Below are 14,124 nucleotides of genomic sequence, written 5' to 3'. Positions count from 1 at the left end.
CGTCATCGTTGACGACCATCGCGAGCGAGCTCGCTCCTACAGCAGTCCATGTTGCTTGAGGGCCCATTCGACATGTTCGCGCACCAGCTCCGACGGATACTCGCGCCGAGCCTTCAACGCCTCCAGTACCGGAATACTCGACGGTGCATTCCCCAGCCCCACCGCCAGATTGCGCAGCCAACGCTCATAACCCGCCCGGCGTAGCGGCGAGCCTTCAGTGCTGCCGAGAAATTTTTCTTCATCCCACATGAACAGCTCGGCCAGTTCAGCGTTGTCCAGATTGTGCCGCGGCTTGAAATCGCTTTCGCCCGATGGTCGGGCAAAACGGTTCCATGGACAGACCATCTGGCAGTCGTCGCAGCCGAACACCCGATTGCCGATCAGCGGCCGGAGTTCTTCGGGAATCGCGCTTTTGAGTTCGATGGTCAGGTAGGAAATGCAGCGGCGGGCATCCAGCACATAGGGACCCACGAAGGCATTGGTAGGGCAGATGTCCAGGCAAGCGGTGCAGCGGCCGCAATGCTCGGTGGCGTGGGGCGGGTCTTCCGGCAGCGGCAGGTCGACGAACAGCTCGCTGAGAAAGAAGTAGCTGCCGGCTTTGCGGTTCAACACCAGGGTGTTCTTGCCAATCCAGCCTAGGCCGGCCTTTTCGGCGATCGCTTTCTCGAGCACCGGAGCGCTGTCGACGAAAGCGCGATAGCCGAAGGGGCCAATGACCGCCTGAATTTTTTCTGCCAGCTGTTGCACACGTTTACGGATCAATTTGTGGTAATCGCGGCCCAACGCATAGCGCGAGACATAAGCTTTTTCAGGTTGTGCCAGGCGCTTGGCCATCTCGGTGTCACCCGGCAGGTAGTCCATGCGCAGGGAAACCACTCGAAGGGTGCCGGGTACCAGCTGTTCCGGGTGCGAGCGTTTACTGCCGTGGGCGCCCATGTATTCCATTTCGCCGTGGTAGCCGGCTGCCAGCCAGCGCTCCAGGTGCTGCTCATGCTCGGCCAGGTCGAGGCCGCTGATGCCGACTTGCTGAAAGCCCAGCTCGCGGCCCCAGTCCTTGATGGATTGGGCGAGGGCGGGCAGGTCTGTAGTAATAGCGGGCATGAGGCGAGAGAAACCGGAGCTGAGGTGCGTATAATTCTGCCAGACATCGGAGCCCGAAGACGCATGCCGCACACTAAAGATGAATTACCCGACGCGCTGTACAGCGCCGCGCAAGTCCGTGGGCTTGATGCGAGCCTGATTGCGGCAGGCACGCCAGGCTTCGAATTGATGCAGCGCGCGGCGCGGGCAACCTGGCGCGCGCTGGTGCGCCAATGGCCGGCGGCGAACGAACTGAGCGTGCTGGCGGGGCATGGTAACAATGCCGGTGACGGCTATCTGGTTGCCGTGCTGGCCCGGCGCGCGGGATGGTCGGTGCGAGTGCTGGCTGTTGCTGACCCCCAGCGCCTGCAGGGTGATGCGGCGCGGGCTTATGCCGAAGCCGTTGCCGAACAGGTCGTCATTGAGGCCTGGGATGCGCAGTCGTGCTTGCGTGGCATCGTGCTGGACGCCTTGCTGGGCACCGGGCTGAGCGGCGAAGTACGTGAACCCTATGCCAGTGCAATCGCCGCCATCAATTGCAGCGACCTGCCAGTGGTCGCAGTGGATATTCCTTCAGGCCTGTGTGCCGATACCGGGCGCATCCTTGGCTGCGCCGTGCGTGCCGACCTGACGGTGACGTTCATTGGCCTGAAACTGGGGCTATTCACCGGCGATGCGGCGGATCAAGTAGGAGCGTTGGTATTCAACGATCTGCAGGCGGATCCGCAGCTGCTGGGGCGGGCGCCTGTCAGCGCTCGTCGCCTGGGCACTGGCAATCTGCCTCGCCTGGCACCCAGGGCGCCGGCGTCACATAAAGGTAAATTTGGCCATGTGTTGCTTATCGGCGGTGATCGGGGCTTCGGCGGCGCTATTCTCCTGAGTGCGCAAAGCGCCCTGCGCAGTGGTGCGGGCATGGTCTCCGTGGCGACTCGTAGCGAACACGTGCCCGCCGCTTTGGCCAGGATTCCAGAAGCCATGGTGCTGGGAACTTCCTCCGCGAACCAGCTGATGGGGATACTGGAAAAGGTCTCTGTGCTGGTCGTCGGCCCAGGCTTGGGTCGCGACGCCTGGGGACGCAGCCTGTTGTCGGCCGCTGCCAACGCACCGCTGCCGCAAGTCTGGGACGCCGATGCACTGAACCTGCTGTCCGAGGCGCACGTCAGCTTGCCCAAAGGCTGCATCATTACTCCGCACCCGGGGGAGGCCGCGCGCTTGCTGGGCATGTCGACGGCCGAGGTCCAGGCGGACCGCCCAGCTGCTGCCCGCGCGTTGAGCAAAAAATATACAGCTGTCGTCGTTCTCAAAGGCGCCGGCAGCTTGATCGCCAGCCCGGATGGGCGCCTGGCGCTGTGTCATCAAGGCCATCCGGCGATGGCTACCGCCGGCTTGGGCGATGTACTGGCAGGATTGGTCGGTGCGTTGCTGGCCCAGGGCATGGACGCGTACGACGCGGCCTGCCTGGGTGTATGGCTGCATGCCAATGCTGGTGCGCAAGAAGGTAAATCGGGCCGTGGGCTGGCGGCCAGTGATCTGATCCCGGCCATTCGTCAGTTGTTGGAGGAGCAAGCACCGTGTCTGAAGTAAACCTGTACCTGGCTGATGAAGAAGCGATGAGCGCATTTGGCGAGCGCATTGCACGAACCACTGGCGGGCATGGTCTGATTTTTCTCGAGGGCGATCTGGGGGCAGGCAAGACCACGCTGTCACGGGGAATCATTCGGGGGCTGGGGCATGTCGGTGCGGTAAAAAGTCCGACCTTCACTTTGGTGGAGCCTTACGAGATCGGCGAGGTCCGGGCTTTCCATTTCGACCTCTACAGGCTGGTCTATCCGGAAGAGCTGGAGTACCTGGGGATACGGGATTATTTCGAAGATGACGCGTTGTGTCTTATTGAATGGCCCGAAAAGGGTGCAGGCTTTTTGCCAAAGCCCGACCTGACCATTACCATTAGCCCGCAACACAGCGGCCGTTCGCTGAAAATTTTGTCCCAAGGCTCGCGTGGCGAGTCCTGGTGTGCCGCTTTGGCATTGGAATTCAATTAAATGATGGGGTCAGGTATGCGCTTTCGCGCGATGGTAGCTGCCGTAGGATTTTTGCTTTTGGCGGTAACCGTCAACGCTGTGGCCGAATCGAAGGTCAACAGCGTTCGCTTGTGGCGAGCGCCGGACAACACAAGGCTGGTGTTCGACCTGTCTGGGCCAGTGCAACACAGTGTCTTCACGTTGACAGCGCCGGATCGACTGGTCATTGACATCAATGGCGCGTCCCTTGGTGCACCATTGAGTGTCAATTCGGCGAATACGCCGATCACCGCCATGCGCTCGGCCCAGCGTACGCCGACCGACCTGCGGGTGGTCATCGACCTGAAGAAGGCCGTGACTCCCAAGAGCTTTACCCTGGCGCCGAACGCCCAGTACGGCAATCGCCTGGTGGTCGACCTGTTCGACGACGCTGCCGATGCCGCGCCTATTCCCGCGCCGACCAACGTCGCCAAGGTGGCGCCGGTACCGGTCACGCCAATCGATCCGCCGGTCAAGTTGCCGCCAGCCCCGGCTGGCAAGCGGGAAATCATCGTGGTCATCGATGCCGGGCACGGTGGCGAAGACCCGGGCGCCTCGGGCTCCCGCGGCCAACGTGAAAAAGACGTGGTACTGGCCATCGCCCGGGAGCTGCAGCGTCAGGTCAATGGCATGAAAGGCTTCCGCGCCGAACTGACACGCACCGGTGACTACTTCATCCCGCTGCGCGGCCGAACCGAAATTGCCCGCAAGAAAGGCGCCGACCTGTTCGTCTCGATCCATGCCGACGCGGCCCCATCGGCGGCGGCATTCGGCGCTTCGGTGTTTGCCCTGTCTGATCGCGGCGCCACTTCGGAGACAGCCCGTTGGCTGGCTGATAGCGAAAACCGTTCCGACCTGATCGGGGGCGCTGGCAATGTCAGCCTCGATGACAAGGACCGCATGCTCGCTGGCGTACTGCTCGACCTGTCGATGACCGCCTCCCTGACCTCCAGCCTGAACGTCGGCCAGAAAGTCCTGAGCAACATCGGTCGCGTCACTCCGCTGCACAAACAACGAGTGGAGCAGGCCGGGTTCATGGTGCTCAAGTCCCCGGATATCCCGTCGATCCTGGTGGAAACCGGGTTTATCTCCAATGCCAACGAAGCTTCGAAACTCGCCGCGGCGAGTCACCAGCAGGCGCTGGCCCGCTCCATCAGCAGCGGCGTACGCCAATTCTTCCAGCAGAACCCGCCGCCAGGCACCTACATCGCCTGGTTGCGTGATTCCGGTGGGATCGCCCAGGGGCCGCGTGATCACCGGGTCAACCCTGGCGAGACACTGGCGATGATTGCCGTGCGCTACCAGGTGTCCCCGGCCACCTTGCGCAGCGCGAACAACCTGAAAAGTGACGACCTCAAGGCCGGGCAACACCTGACCATTCCTGGCACCGAACTGGCGGCCAAGGAATGAGTGCAGTCGTCGGCAACGATGCTCGTATCGAGCTGCTCAGCCCGCGCCTGGCGAACCAGATTGCTGCCGGTGAGGTGGTCGAGCGCCCGGCTTCGGTGATCAAGGAGTTGCTGGAGAACAGCCTCGACTCCGGCGCCAGGCGCATTGACGTCGATGTCGAGCTGGGCGGCATTAAACTGCTGCGAGTGCGTGACGATGGCCGTGGAATCTCGGCGGATGACCTGCCGCTGGCCCTGGCCCGCCACGCCACCAGCAAGATCCGTAACCTGGAAGACCTCGAACAGGTCATGAGCCTTGGGTTTCGTGGCGAGGCATTGGCGTCGATCAGTTCCGTGGCGCGCCTGACCCTGACCTCGCGCACCCGCGACGCCGATCAGGCCTGGCAGGTCGAGACCGAAGGCCGGGACATGGCGCCCCGCGTGCAGCCGGCTGCTCACCCGGTTGGCACCTCGGTGGAAGTTCGCGACCTGTTTTTCAATACGCCGGCGCGACGCAAGTTTCTCAAGACCGAAAAAACCGAATTCGATCACCTGCAGGAAGTGATCAAGCGCCTGGCGCTGGCCCGCTTCGACGTGGCATTCCACCTGCGCCACAACGGCAAGACTATCCTCAGCCTGCATGAGGCGCACGATGATGCGGCCCGCGCCCGGCGCGTGGCGGCAATCTGTGGTGCGGGTTTCCTCGAGCAGGCCCTGCCGATCGAAATCGAGCGCAACGGCTTGCATCTGTGGGGTTGGGTGGGTTTGCCGACCTTCAACCGCAGCCAGGCCGACCTGCAGTATTTCTTCGTGAACGGCCGTGCGGTGCGCGACAAGCTGGTGGCTCACGCCGTGCGCCAGGCTTATCGCGACGTACTGTTCAATGGCCGGCACCCGACCTTCGTGCTGTTCTTCGAGGTCGATCCGGCGGGCGTTGACGTCAACGTGCACCCGACCAAACACGAAGTGCGCTTTCGCGATGGGCGCATGGTTCACGATTTTCTTTATGGCACGCTGCACCGCGCCTTGGGCGATGTGCGTCCGGACGATCATCTGGCAGCGCCTGTCGCCACGGCGATCGTACGCCCCACCGGCATCGATGCCGGCGAGTTCGGCCCGCAGGGTGAAATGCGCCTGGCGGCCAACGCGCTGCTGGAGCAACCCCAGGCCCAGCCGACGTTCAATACGCCGGCGGGTTCGGGCGCGGGTGCCGGCTACCAGTATCAATACTCGCCACGGCCACAGTCCACAGTGCCGACAGCTGAAGCGCAGGCGGCCTACCGTGAGTTCTTTGCCCCGCTGCCCGAAGCCAACGCAGCCGCGCTGCCGGCCGGACAAGAAGACATTCCGCCGCTGGGTTACGCCCTGGCGCAGCTCAAGGGCATCTACATCCTCTCGGAAAACGCCCAGGGGCTGGTGCTGGTCGACATGCACGCCGCCCACGAGCGGATCATGTACGAGCGCCTCAAAATTGCCATGGCCAGCGAAGGCTTGAGTGGCCAGCCGCTGTTGGTGCCAGAGTCCCTGGCGGTCAGCCAGCGCGAAGCCGATTGCGCCGAGGAGCACCAGGCCTGGTTCCAGCGCCTGGGGTTTGAGTTGCAGCGCCTGGGCCCGGAAACACTGGCCATCCGGCAGATACCGGCACTGCTCAAGCAGGCCGAGGCCAATCGCCTGGTCGGTGACGTGTTGGCGGACCTGATGGAATACGGCACCAGTGACCGCATCCAGGCTCATTTGAATGAATTGCTCGGCACCATGGCCTGCCATGGCGCCATCCGCGCCAACCGGCGCCTGGCATTGCCGGAAATGAACGGTCTGCTGCGTGACATGGAAAACACCGAGCGCAGCGGTCAATGCAATCATGGCCGACCGACCTGGACCCAACTGGGCCTGGACGATCTGGACAAACTGTTCTTGCGCGGTCGCTGATGAACCAGCTCCCTCCTGCGATTTTCCTCATGGGGCCGACCGCCGCCGGCAAGACCGACCTGGCCATCGAACTCAGTAAAGTGCTGCCGTGTGAGCTGATCAGCGTTGATTCGGCGCTGGTCTACCGCGGCATGGATATCGGCACTGCGAAGCCTTCCAGGGAGCTGCTGGCCGAATACCCTCACCGCCTGATCGATATTCTCGATCCGGCGCAGAGCTATTCCGCCGCCGATTTCCGCCGTGACGCGCTGGAGGCCATGGCCGAGATCACCGCCCGCGGCAAAATACCGCTGCTGGTGGGTGGCACAATGCTCTATTACAAGGCTTTGCTGGAAGGCCTGGCAGACATGCCCGCGGCCGACGCCGACGTTCGTGCGCAGATCGAGGAAGAGGCTGCGCGCCAGGGTTGGCAAGCCCTGCACGACCAGTTGGCGGTCATCGACCCGGAATCCGCAGCACGTATTCATCCGAACGATCCCCAGCGCCTTAGTCGAGCCTTGGAAGTTTACCGGGTGAGCGGTCAGAGCATGACTGCGCTACGCTTGCAACAATCTGCGCAAAGTACTGAAGCAGCCGCTTCGGGTAGGCAACAATTGCCCTATACTGTCGCGAACTTGGCCATTGCCCCGGCGAATCGCCAAGTACTGCACGAGCGAATTAAACAAAGATTCACATTAATGTTGGAACAGGGATTCATTGACGAGGTCGTAGCCCTGCGTAAACGAAGTGACCTGCATGCCGGGTTGCCCTCTATACGTGCAGTAGGCTACCGACAAGTCTGGGACTACCTGGATGGCAAGCTGACGCAAGCCGAGATGCAGGAGCGTGGAATTATTGCTACGCGCCAGTTGGCAAAGCGTCAGTTCACCTGGCTGCGCAGCTGGGCTGACTTACATTGGTTGGACAGCCTGGATTGCGACAATCTGCCGCGCGCCTTGAAATACCTGGGGACCATCTCCATATTGAGCTGAGTCCTTGCAATTGCCGTCTATCCTTGGGGGTGTGACGGCCACAAGCCATCTGTTTACCTATTTTTATTTTGAATCCTTAAAGGAGTGCGGCACATGTCAAAAGGGCATTCGCTACAAGACCCTTACCTGAATACTTTACGTAAAGAGAAAGTTGGGGTTTCCATCTACCTGGTCAACGGGATCAAACTGCAAGGCACGATCGAGTCTTTCGACCAGTTCGTTATCCTGCTGAAGAACACCGTGAGCCAGATGGTTTACAAGCACGCTATCTCGACAGTGGTGCCGGTTCGTCCAATTCGTCTGCCTAGCGCAACCGAATCCGAAGCGGGTGACGCTGAGCCAGGTAACGCCTGATAGGAGTCCCCTTTGTTCTTTGAGCGCCACGGTGGTGGTGAGCGAGTGATCCTCGTTCACTTGGATGGACAGGACCCTGAGGCGCGCGAAGATCCGCAGGAGTTTCAGGAGTTGGCTAATTCGGCCGGCGCCGAGACCGTTGCGTTTTTTAACGTGCCGCGTCATCGGCCAACCGCCAAATTCCTGATCGGCAGTGGCAAGGTCGAGGAACTGCGCGACCTGGTCCATGCCGAGAAGGCAGACCTGGTGATCTTCAATCACATCCTCACGCCGAGTCAGGAACGTAACCTCGAACGAGTTTTCGAGTGTCGCGTGATTGACCGCACCGGTCTGATTCTCGATATTTTCGCCCAGCGCGCCCGTACCCATGAAGGCAAGCTCCAGGTAGAACTGGCCCAGCTTGACCACATGAGCACCCGCCTGGTTCGTGGCTGGACTCACCTTGAACGTCAAGGTGGCGGTATCGGCATGCGTGGCCCGGGTGAAACCCAACTGGAAACCGACCGCCGTCTGCTGCGGGTTCGCCTGCGTCAGATCAAGGGCCGGTTGGCAAAAGTGCGCAGCCAGCGCGAGCAGTCGCGACGTGGCCGTACGCGCGCGGATATCCCTACCGTTTCCCTGGTGGGGTATACCAACGCCGGCAAGTCCACGCTCTTCAACAACGTGACGAAATCCGATGTATATGCGGCTGACCAGCTGTTTGCCACCCTGGACCCGACCTTGCGCCGTCTGGAACTGGACGACCTGGGGCCGATCGTCCTGGCCGACACTGTGGGTTTCATTCGCCACTTGCCACACAAGCTTGTCGAGGCATTTCGGTCTACCCTCGAAGAGTCGAGCAACTCCGATCTGTTGTTGCACGTGATCGATGCGGCCGAGCCGGATCGCATGTTGCAGATCGAACAGGTGATGGTGGTGCTGGGCGAGATTGGTGCCCAGGACTTGCCGATCCTCGAGGTCTATAACAAACTCGATTTGCTTGAAGGCGTTGAGCCACAAATCCAGCGCGACGAAAACGGCAAGCCTCTACGGGTCTGGTTGTCGGCGCGTGATGGCAGTGGCCTGGAGTTGCTGGAGCAAGCGATTGCCGAGTTGCTGGGCAGTGAGCTGTTTGTGGGTACCTTGCGCTTGCCGCAACGATTCGCTCGACTGCGTGCGCAGTTTTTCGACCTCGGTGCGGTGCAGAAAGAAGAATACGACGAAGAAGGGGTCAGCTTGCTGGCCGTTCGATTGCCGCGCTCGGAGCTCAATCGGCTGGTCAGCCGTGAAGGCGTTGTGCCGACAGAGTTCATCGAGCAACACACTTTGCAATAAAAGCCTGAGAAAGCGGTTGTGCCGCAGTCGCAGGCATTCTGTAGCATTGGTCGGCGCGCCGTGGGTGCGTCTTTGCTTTATCAGATGGAGAGCGCTATGGCTTGGAATGAGCCGGGTGGCAACTCGAATAATCAGGATCCTTGGGGTGGCAAGCGCCGCAATAACGGCGACCGCAAGGGACCACCGGATCTCGACGAGGCCTTCCGAAAGCTGCAGGAAAGCCTGAACGGGTTGTTCGGTGGTGGTAAGAAACGTGGTGATGACGGCGGCGGTTCGGGCAAGAGTGGCGGCTTCGGCGGCATTCTTGGCGTCGTCCTCGTCGTGCTGGCGGCTGTCTGGCTGTACAGCGCGGTCTATGTCGTCGACGAGCAGGAGCAAGCCGTGGTGCTGCGCTTCGGCAAGTACTACGAAACGGTTGGCCCGGGCTTGAACATCTACTTCCCGCCAATCGATCGCAAGTACCTGGAAAACGTCACGCGTGAGCGTGCCTACACCAAGCAGGGTCAAATGCTGACTGAAGACGAGAACATCGTCGAAGTGCCGCTGACCGTGCAGTACAGGATCAGCAACCTGCAGGACTTCGTGCTGAGCGTCGATCAGCCGGAAATCAGCCTGCAGCACGCGACTGAAAGCGCCTTGCGCCATGTGGTGGGTTCCACCGCCATGGACCAGGTACTGACCGAAGGTCGTGAGTTGATGGCCAGCGAAATCAAGGAGCGCCTGCAACGCTTCATGGATACTTATCGCACCGGTATTACCATCACCCAGGTCAACGTGCAGAGCGCAGCGGCACCGCGTGAAGTACAGGAAGCCTTCGATGATGTGATCCGTGCCCGTGAAGACGAGCAGCGTTCGCGCAACCAGGCTGAAACCTACGCCAACGGTGTCGTGCCGGAAGCCCGTGGTCAGGCCCAGCGCATCCTTGAAGATGCCAACGGCTACCGCGACGAAACCGTCTCGCGCGCCAAGGGTGAGGCAGATCGCTTCACCAAACTGGTCAGCGAGTATCGCAAGGCACCTGAAGTTACCCGCGAGCGTCTGTACCTGGACACCATGCAGGAAGTCTTCAGCAATACCAGCAAGGTTCTCGTGACCGGTAACAAGAACGGCCAGAGCAATCTGCTGTACTTGCCGCTGGACAAGATGATTGACAGTGGTCGCAGCACCAGCGCTCCGGTGACGGGCGCAGCAGCCTCCAGCAATGAAGCGAATGCGCGTGCAGCAGCTGATCTGCAGCAACAGCAGACACGTACCAGGGAGAGTCGCTGATGAGCAATAAATCGCTGATCGCCCTTATTGTCGTGGTCGTCGTGGCGATCGCTGCCTGGAACTGCTTCTACATCGTGGCTCAGACCGAGCGTGCGGTGTTGCTGCAGTTCGGTCGCGTGGTCCAGGCTGACGTTCAGCCGGGCCTGCATGTGAAAGTGCCTTACGTTAACCAGGTGCGCAAATTCGACGCGCGCCTGATGACGCTGGATGCACCGACACAACGTTTCCTGACGCTGGAAAAGAAAGCCGTCATGGTCGATGCCTACGCCAAGTGGCGCGTGAAAGATGCCGAGCGCTTCTACACCGCTACATCCGGCCTCAAGCAGATCGCTGACGAACGTCTGTCCCGTCGTCTGGAATCGGGCCTGCGTGACCAGTTCGGTAAGCGCACGTTGCACGAGGTTGTCTCGGGCGAGCGTGATGCGTTGATGTCTGACATCACCGCTTCGCTGAACAAGATGGCCGAAAAAGAGCTGGGCATCGAAGTTGTCGATGTTCGGGTCAAGGCCATCGACCTGCCGAAGGAAGTGAACCGCAGCGTATTCGAACGCATGAGTTCGGAGCGTGAGCGTGAAGCTCGCGAGCACCGCGCCAAAGGTAACGAACTGGCTGAAGGCATCCGTGCCGACGCCGATCGTCAGCGTCGAGTGCTGCTGGCTGAGGCCTATCGTGAATCTGAAGAGGTTCGCGGTGACGGCGACGCCCAGGCAGCGGCGATCTACTCCAAGGCCTACGGCCAGGACCAGGAGTTCTACGGTTTCTATCGTAGCCTGCGAGCCTACCGTGAAAGCTTCGCGAACAAATCCGACGTCATGGTCCTCGACCCAAGCAGCGACTTCTTCCGTTACCTGGAAAAAGCCAAGCCTTGATACGGCGTTGACCTGAATCATCCCCCGCCTGGCGGCTAAAGCCTCGGGCGGGGTGATCCTTTGGGAAAACGTGTGTATGATGCGGCAGCCGGGAAATTCCCGGCTTTTTTGCGTCTGCACGTTTGATTGCTGTTTTTATGCAGGCACCCGAGTTGAACGACTCGACAGGTTTTTCGAGGGAAATGGCAGGCGAAGCCGATTGCAGGCTTTTCGCCCTGTTGTTCATGCGCGCTGATTTGCGCATGAGCCGGCCATTTTCTGCTTCACTCAAGGCTCGCCCAACGGCTGGCCGCCCGGATCATAGGGGAATGGCGTAATGGCAACGGTAGACCGCTGGCTGCTGCCAGATGGCATCGAAGAAGTACTGCCACCGGAGGCAGCGCGCATTGAAGTAGCGCGCCGCCAGGTGTTGGATCTGTTCCAGAGCTGGGGTTACGAGTTTGTCGTGACTCCCCATATCGAGTACCTGGAATCCCTGCTGACCGGCGCGGGCCAGGACCTCGATCTGCGTACCTTCAAGGTCATCGACCCACAGTCGGGCCGGCAGATGGGCTTTCGTGCCGACATCACGCCGCAGGTGGCGCGCATCGACGCGCACACCCTGCGTCGCGAAGGCCCGAGCCGCCTGTGCTATGCCGGCAGCGTCCTGCACGCGCAGCCGCGCGCCTTGTCGTCCTCGCGCAGCCCGATTCAGCTGGGCGCCGAGCTGTACGGCGACGGTAGCCCGAGCAGTGACGTGGAAGTCATCAGCCTGATGCTGGCCATGCTGCAGCTGGCCGATGTGCCGGACGTGCACATGGACCTGGGGCATGTAGGCATTTACCGTGGCCTGGCGCGCGCCGCCGGTTTGTCCGGTGAAGTCGAGCAGCAGTTGTTCGACGCGCTGCAACGCAAGGCCATCGACGAGGTCATTACCTTGACCGAGGGCTTGCCTGCCGATTTGTCGGGCATGCTGCGGGCATTGGTCGACCTGTGCGGCGGGCGTGAAGTGCTGGAAGCGGCCCGTGAGCGCCTGGCTCATGCGCCGGCGCCGGTACTGGCTGCGCTGGACGACCTGCTGGCAATCGCCGAACGGCTGTCCGTACGCTTCCCGGAATTACCGCTGTACTTCGACCTGGGCGAATTGCGTGGTTACCACTACCACACCGGTGTGGTGTTTGCCGTGTTCGTGCCGGGTGTTGGCCAGTCCATCGCCCAGGGTGGTCGTTACGACGACATCGGCGCCGACTTCGGTCGTGCCCGCCCGGCCACCGGCTTCTCCACCGATTTGAAAACCCTGGTGACCCTGGGGCGTGCTGAAATCCAGCTACCGTCTGGCGGTATCTGGATGCCTGACAGTACGGATGCGGCACTCTGGCAGCAGGTTTGCCAGTTGCGCAGTGAGGGTCAGCGTGTCGTTCAGGCGTTGCCTGGGCAACCTTTGGCCGCCGCCCGTGAAGCGGACTGCGACCGGCAATTGATTCAGCAGAACGGGCTGTGGCAAGTATCGCCACTGGCTTCTTGAGTTTTCCTGTCGGCCCGTGGCCGGCACCAAGTTTGCGCGAAGAGGACAAGTGTTATGGGTAAGAATGTCGTAGTCCTGGGCACCCAATGGGGTGATGAGGGCAAAGGCAAGATCGTTGATCTGCTGACCGAACATGCTGCCGCCGTAGTGCGCTACCAAGGTGGCCACAACGCGGGTCACACCCTGGTGATCGACGGCGAAAAAACCGTCTTGCACCTGATCCCGTCGGGCGTGCTGCGCGAAGGCGTGCAGTGCCTGATCGGCAACGGCGTGGTGGTTGCACCGGACGCCCTGCTGCGTGAGATCACCAAGCTGGAAGAGAAAGGCGTACCGGTGCGTGAGCGCCTGCGTATCAGCCCGTCCTGCCCGCTGATCCTGTCCTTCCACGTTGCGCTGGACCAGGCCCGTGAAAAAGCCCGTGGCGAGCTGAAGATCGGCACCACCGGTCGCGGTATCGGCCCGGCTTACGAAGACAAGGTCGCGCGTCGTGGCCTGCGTGTGGGCGACCTGCTCAACATGCCGCGCTTTGAAGACAAGCTGCGTGAACTGGTGGACTACCACAACTTCATGCTGGTGGGTTACTACAAAGAGCCGGCCATCGAATTCGACAAGACCCTGGCCGAGTGCAAGGAATACGCTGAGCTGCTCAAGCCGCTGATGCTGGACGTGACTGCCGAACTGCACGACCTGCGTCGCGCTGGCAAAGACATCATGTTCGAAGGCGCCCAAGGCTCGCTGCTGGACATCGACCACGGTACCTACCCGTACGTGACCAGCTCCAACACCACCGCTGGTGGCGTTGCGACTGGCTCGGGTGTTGGTCCCATGTTCCTGGACTACATCCTGGGCATCACCAAGGCCTACACCACTCGCGTAGGTTCGGGTCCTTTCCCGACTGAGCTGTTCGACGAAGTCGGTGCGCACCTGGCCAAACAAGGCCACGAGTTCGGCGCGACTACCGGCCGTGCCCGTCGTTGTGGCTGGTTCGACGCCGTTATCCTGCGTCGTGCTATCGATGTGAACAGCATCTCGGGCATCTGCCTGACCAAGCTGGACGTACTCGACGGCCTGCAAACCATCAATATCTGCGTCGGCTACCAGGATGCAGAAGGCAAGGACGTGGCTCCAACCGACGCTGACAGCTACGTGGGCCTGGTGCCTGTGTACGAAGAAGTGCCGGGCTGGACCGAGTCGACCGTGGGTGCCAAAACCCTTGAAGAGCTGCCAGCTAACGCCCGTGCCTACATCAAGCGTGTTGAAGAGCTGATCGGCGCGCCGATCGACATTATTTCGACGGGTCCGGACCGCAACGAAACCATCGTTCTGCGTCACCCGTTCGCTTAATAAGCTGTTGATGTAAAACACAAAGGCCCCTTAATTGGGGCC

At 61.1% G+C, this 14,124-nt stretch carries 12 protein-coding genes; 11 read left to right on the top strand and 1 reads right to left on the bottom strand.

Annotated features, from left to right (window positions below; all coding sequences use genetic code 11):
- Positions 1-36: 36 nt before the first annotated feature.
- On the bottom strand, positions 37-1,101 hold the full coding sequence (gene queG / locus IMW75_RS04860; RefSeq protein WP_205892010.1) for a tRNA epoxyqueuosine(34) reductase QueG: 1,065 nt from the start codon (positions 1,099-1,101) through the stop codon (positions 37-39).
- A gap of 63 nt (positions 1,102-1,164) precedes the next feature.
- Between queG and IMW75_RS04855 the strand changes: the two genes are divergently transcribed.
- The 11 genes from IMW75_RS04855 to IMW75_RS04805 all read left to right on the top strand — a co-directional run bounded on the left by IMW75_RS04855 (position 1,165) and on the right by IMW75_RS04805 (position 14,082).
- Entirely contained in the window at positions 1,165-2,664 is a 1,500-nt protein-coding gene (locus IMW75_RS04855; RefSeq protein ID WP_045061842.1) for an NAD(P)H-hydrate dehydratase, read from the top strand.
- The gene (gene tsaE, locus IMW75_RS04850) at positions 2,652-3,122 is read left to right on the top strand and encodes a tRNA (adenosine(37)-N6)-threonylcarbamoyltransferase complex ATPase subunit type 1 TsaE (protein ID WP_205892009.1); all 471 of its coding nucleotides are present in this window, start codon (positions 2,652-2,654) and stop codon (positions 3,120-3,122) included. The genes IMW75_RS04855 and tsaE overlap by 13 nt, the downstream gene beginning before the upstream one ends.
- Entirely contained in the window at positions 3,123-4,550 is a 1,428-nt protein-coding gene (locus IMW75_RS04845; protein WP_045061840.1) for an N-acetylmuramoyl-L-alanine amidase, read from the top strand. It abuts the gene before it with no gap.
- Positions 4,547-6,457 carry a DNA mismatch repair endonuclease MutL gene (gene mutL / locus IMW75_RS04840; RefSeq protein ID WP_045061839.1) on the top strand — a complete coding sequence of 637 codons (1,911 nt, stop codon included), beginning with the start codon at positions 4,547-4,549 and terminating at the stop codon, positions 6,455-6,457. Before IMW75_RS04845 ends, mutL begins: the two co-directional genes overlap by 4 nt.
- Positions 6,457-7,428, top strand: a complete 972-nt coding sequence (gene miaA / locus IMW75_RS04835; RefSeq protein ID WP_205892008.1) for a tRNA (adenosine(37)-N6)-dimethylallyltransferase MiaA — start codon at positions 6,457-6,459, stop codon at positions 7,426-7,428. The genes mutL and miaA overlap by 1 nt, the downstream gene beginning before the upstream one ends.
- A 93-nt stretch (positions 7,429-7,521) precedes the next feature.
- On the top strand, positions 7,522-7,782 hold the full coding sequence (hfq, locus tag IMW75_RS04830) for an RNA chaperone Hfq (protein WP_007902656.1): 261 nt from the start codon (positions 7,522-7,524) through the stop codon (positions 7,780-7,782).
- A 12-nt stretch (positions 7,783-7,794) separates the two neighbouring features.
- A complete protein-coding gene (hflX, locus tag IMW75_RS04825) occupies positions 7,795-9,096 on the top strand; it encodes a ribosome rescue GTPase HflX (protein WP_045061837.1) in 1,302 nt (433 codons plus the stop codon).
- A gap of 96 nt (positions 9,097-9,192) precedes the next feature.
- Positions 9,193-10,365 carry an FtsH protease activity modulator HflK gene (gene hflK, locus IMW75_RS04820; protein ID WP_045061836.1) on the top strand — a complete coding sequence of 391 codons (1,173 nt, stop codon included), beginning with the start codon at positions 9,193-9,195 and terminating at the stop codon, positions 10,363-10,365.
- Positions 10,365-11,234: a protease modulator HflC gene (gene hflC / locus IMW75_RS04815; RefSeq protein WP_045061835.1), complete on the top strand. Its 870-nt coding sequence runs from the start codon at positions 10,365-10,367 to the stop codon at positions 11,232-11,234. Before hflK ends, hflC begins: the two co-directional genes overlap by 1 nt.
- Positions 11,235-11,550: 316 nt before the next feature.
- On the top strand, positions 11,551-12,738 hold the full coding sequence (locus IMW75_RS04810) for an ATP phosphoribosyltransferase regulatory subunit (protein ID WP_205892007.1): 1,188 nt from the start codon (positions 11,551-11,553) through the stop codon (positions 12,736-12,738).
- Between the two features lie 54 nt (positions 12,739-12,792).
- On the top strand, positions 12,793-14,082 hold the full coding sequence (locus IMW75_RS04805) for an adenylosuccinate synthase (RefSeq protein ID WP_045061833.1): 1,290 nt from the start codon (positions 12,793-12,795) through the stop codon (positions 14,080-14,082).
- The last annotated feature ends 42 nt before the right edge of the window (positions 14,083-14,124 follow it).

It is taken from the genome of Pseudomonas gregormendelii (genome assembly GCF_017114825.1).
In the GTDB taxonomy this organism is placed as follows: Bacteria; Pseudomonadota; Gammaproteobacteria; order Pseudomonadales; family Pseudomonadaceae; genus Aquipseudomonas; species Aquipseudomonas gregormendelii.
The sequence above is the reverse complement of the archived record's forward strand: the minus strand, read 5'-3'. Positions and strand labels throughout refer to the sequence as shown.

What these genes read in the sequence shown, in the direction of transcription:
- queG (WP_205892010.1), bottom strand. Translation starts at nt 1,101, where the DNA reads ATGCCCGCTATTACTACAGACCTGCCCGCCCTCGCCCAATCCATCAAG.
- IMW75_RS04855 (WP_045061842.1), top strand. Translation starts at nt 1,165, where the DNA reads ATGCCGCACACTAAAGATGAATTACCCGACGCGCTGTACAGCGCCGCG.
- IMW75_RS04845 (WP_045061840.1), top strand. Translation starts at nt 3,123, where the DNA reads ATGATGGGGTCAGGTATGCGCTTTCGCGCGATGGTAGCTGCCGTAGGA.
- mutL (WP_045061839.1), top strand. Translation starts at nt 4,547, where the DNA reads ATGAGTGCAGTCGTCGGCAACGATGCTCGTATCGAGCTGCTCAGCCCG.
- miaA (WP_205892008.1), top strand. Translation starts at nt 6,457, where the DNA reads ATGAACCAGCTCCCTCCTGCGATTTTCCTCATGGGGCCGACCGCCGCC.
- hfq (WP_007902656.1), top strand. Translation starts at nt 7,522, where the DNA reads ATGTCAAAAGGGCATTCGCTACAAGACCCTTACCTGAATACTTTACGT.
- hflK (WP_045061836.1), top strand. Translation starts at nt 9,193, where the DNA reads ATGGCTTGGAATGAGCCGGGTGGCAACTCGAATAATCAGGATCCTTGG.
- hflC (WP_045061835.1), top strand. Translation starts at nt 10,365, where the DNA reads ATGAGCAATAAATCGCTGATCGCCCTTATTGTCGTGGTCGTCGTGGCG.
- IMW75_RS04810 (WP_205892007.1), top strand. Translation starts at nt 11,551, where the DNA reads ATGGCAACGGTAGACCGCTGGCTGCTGCCAGATGGCATCGAAGAAGTA.
- IMW75_RS04805 (WP_045061833.1), top strand. Translation starts at nt 12,793, where the DNA reads ATGGGTAAGAATGTCGTAGTCCTGGGCACCCAATGGGGTGATGAGGGC.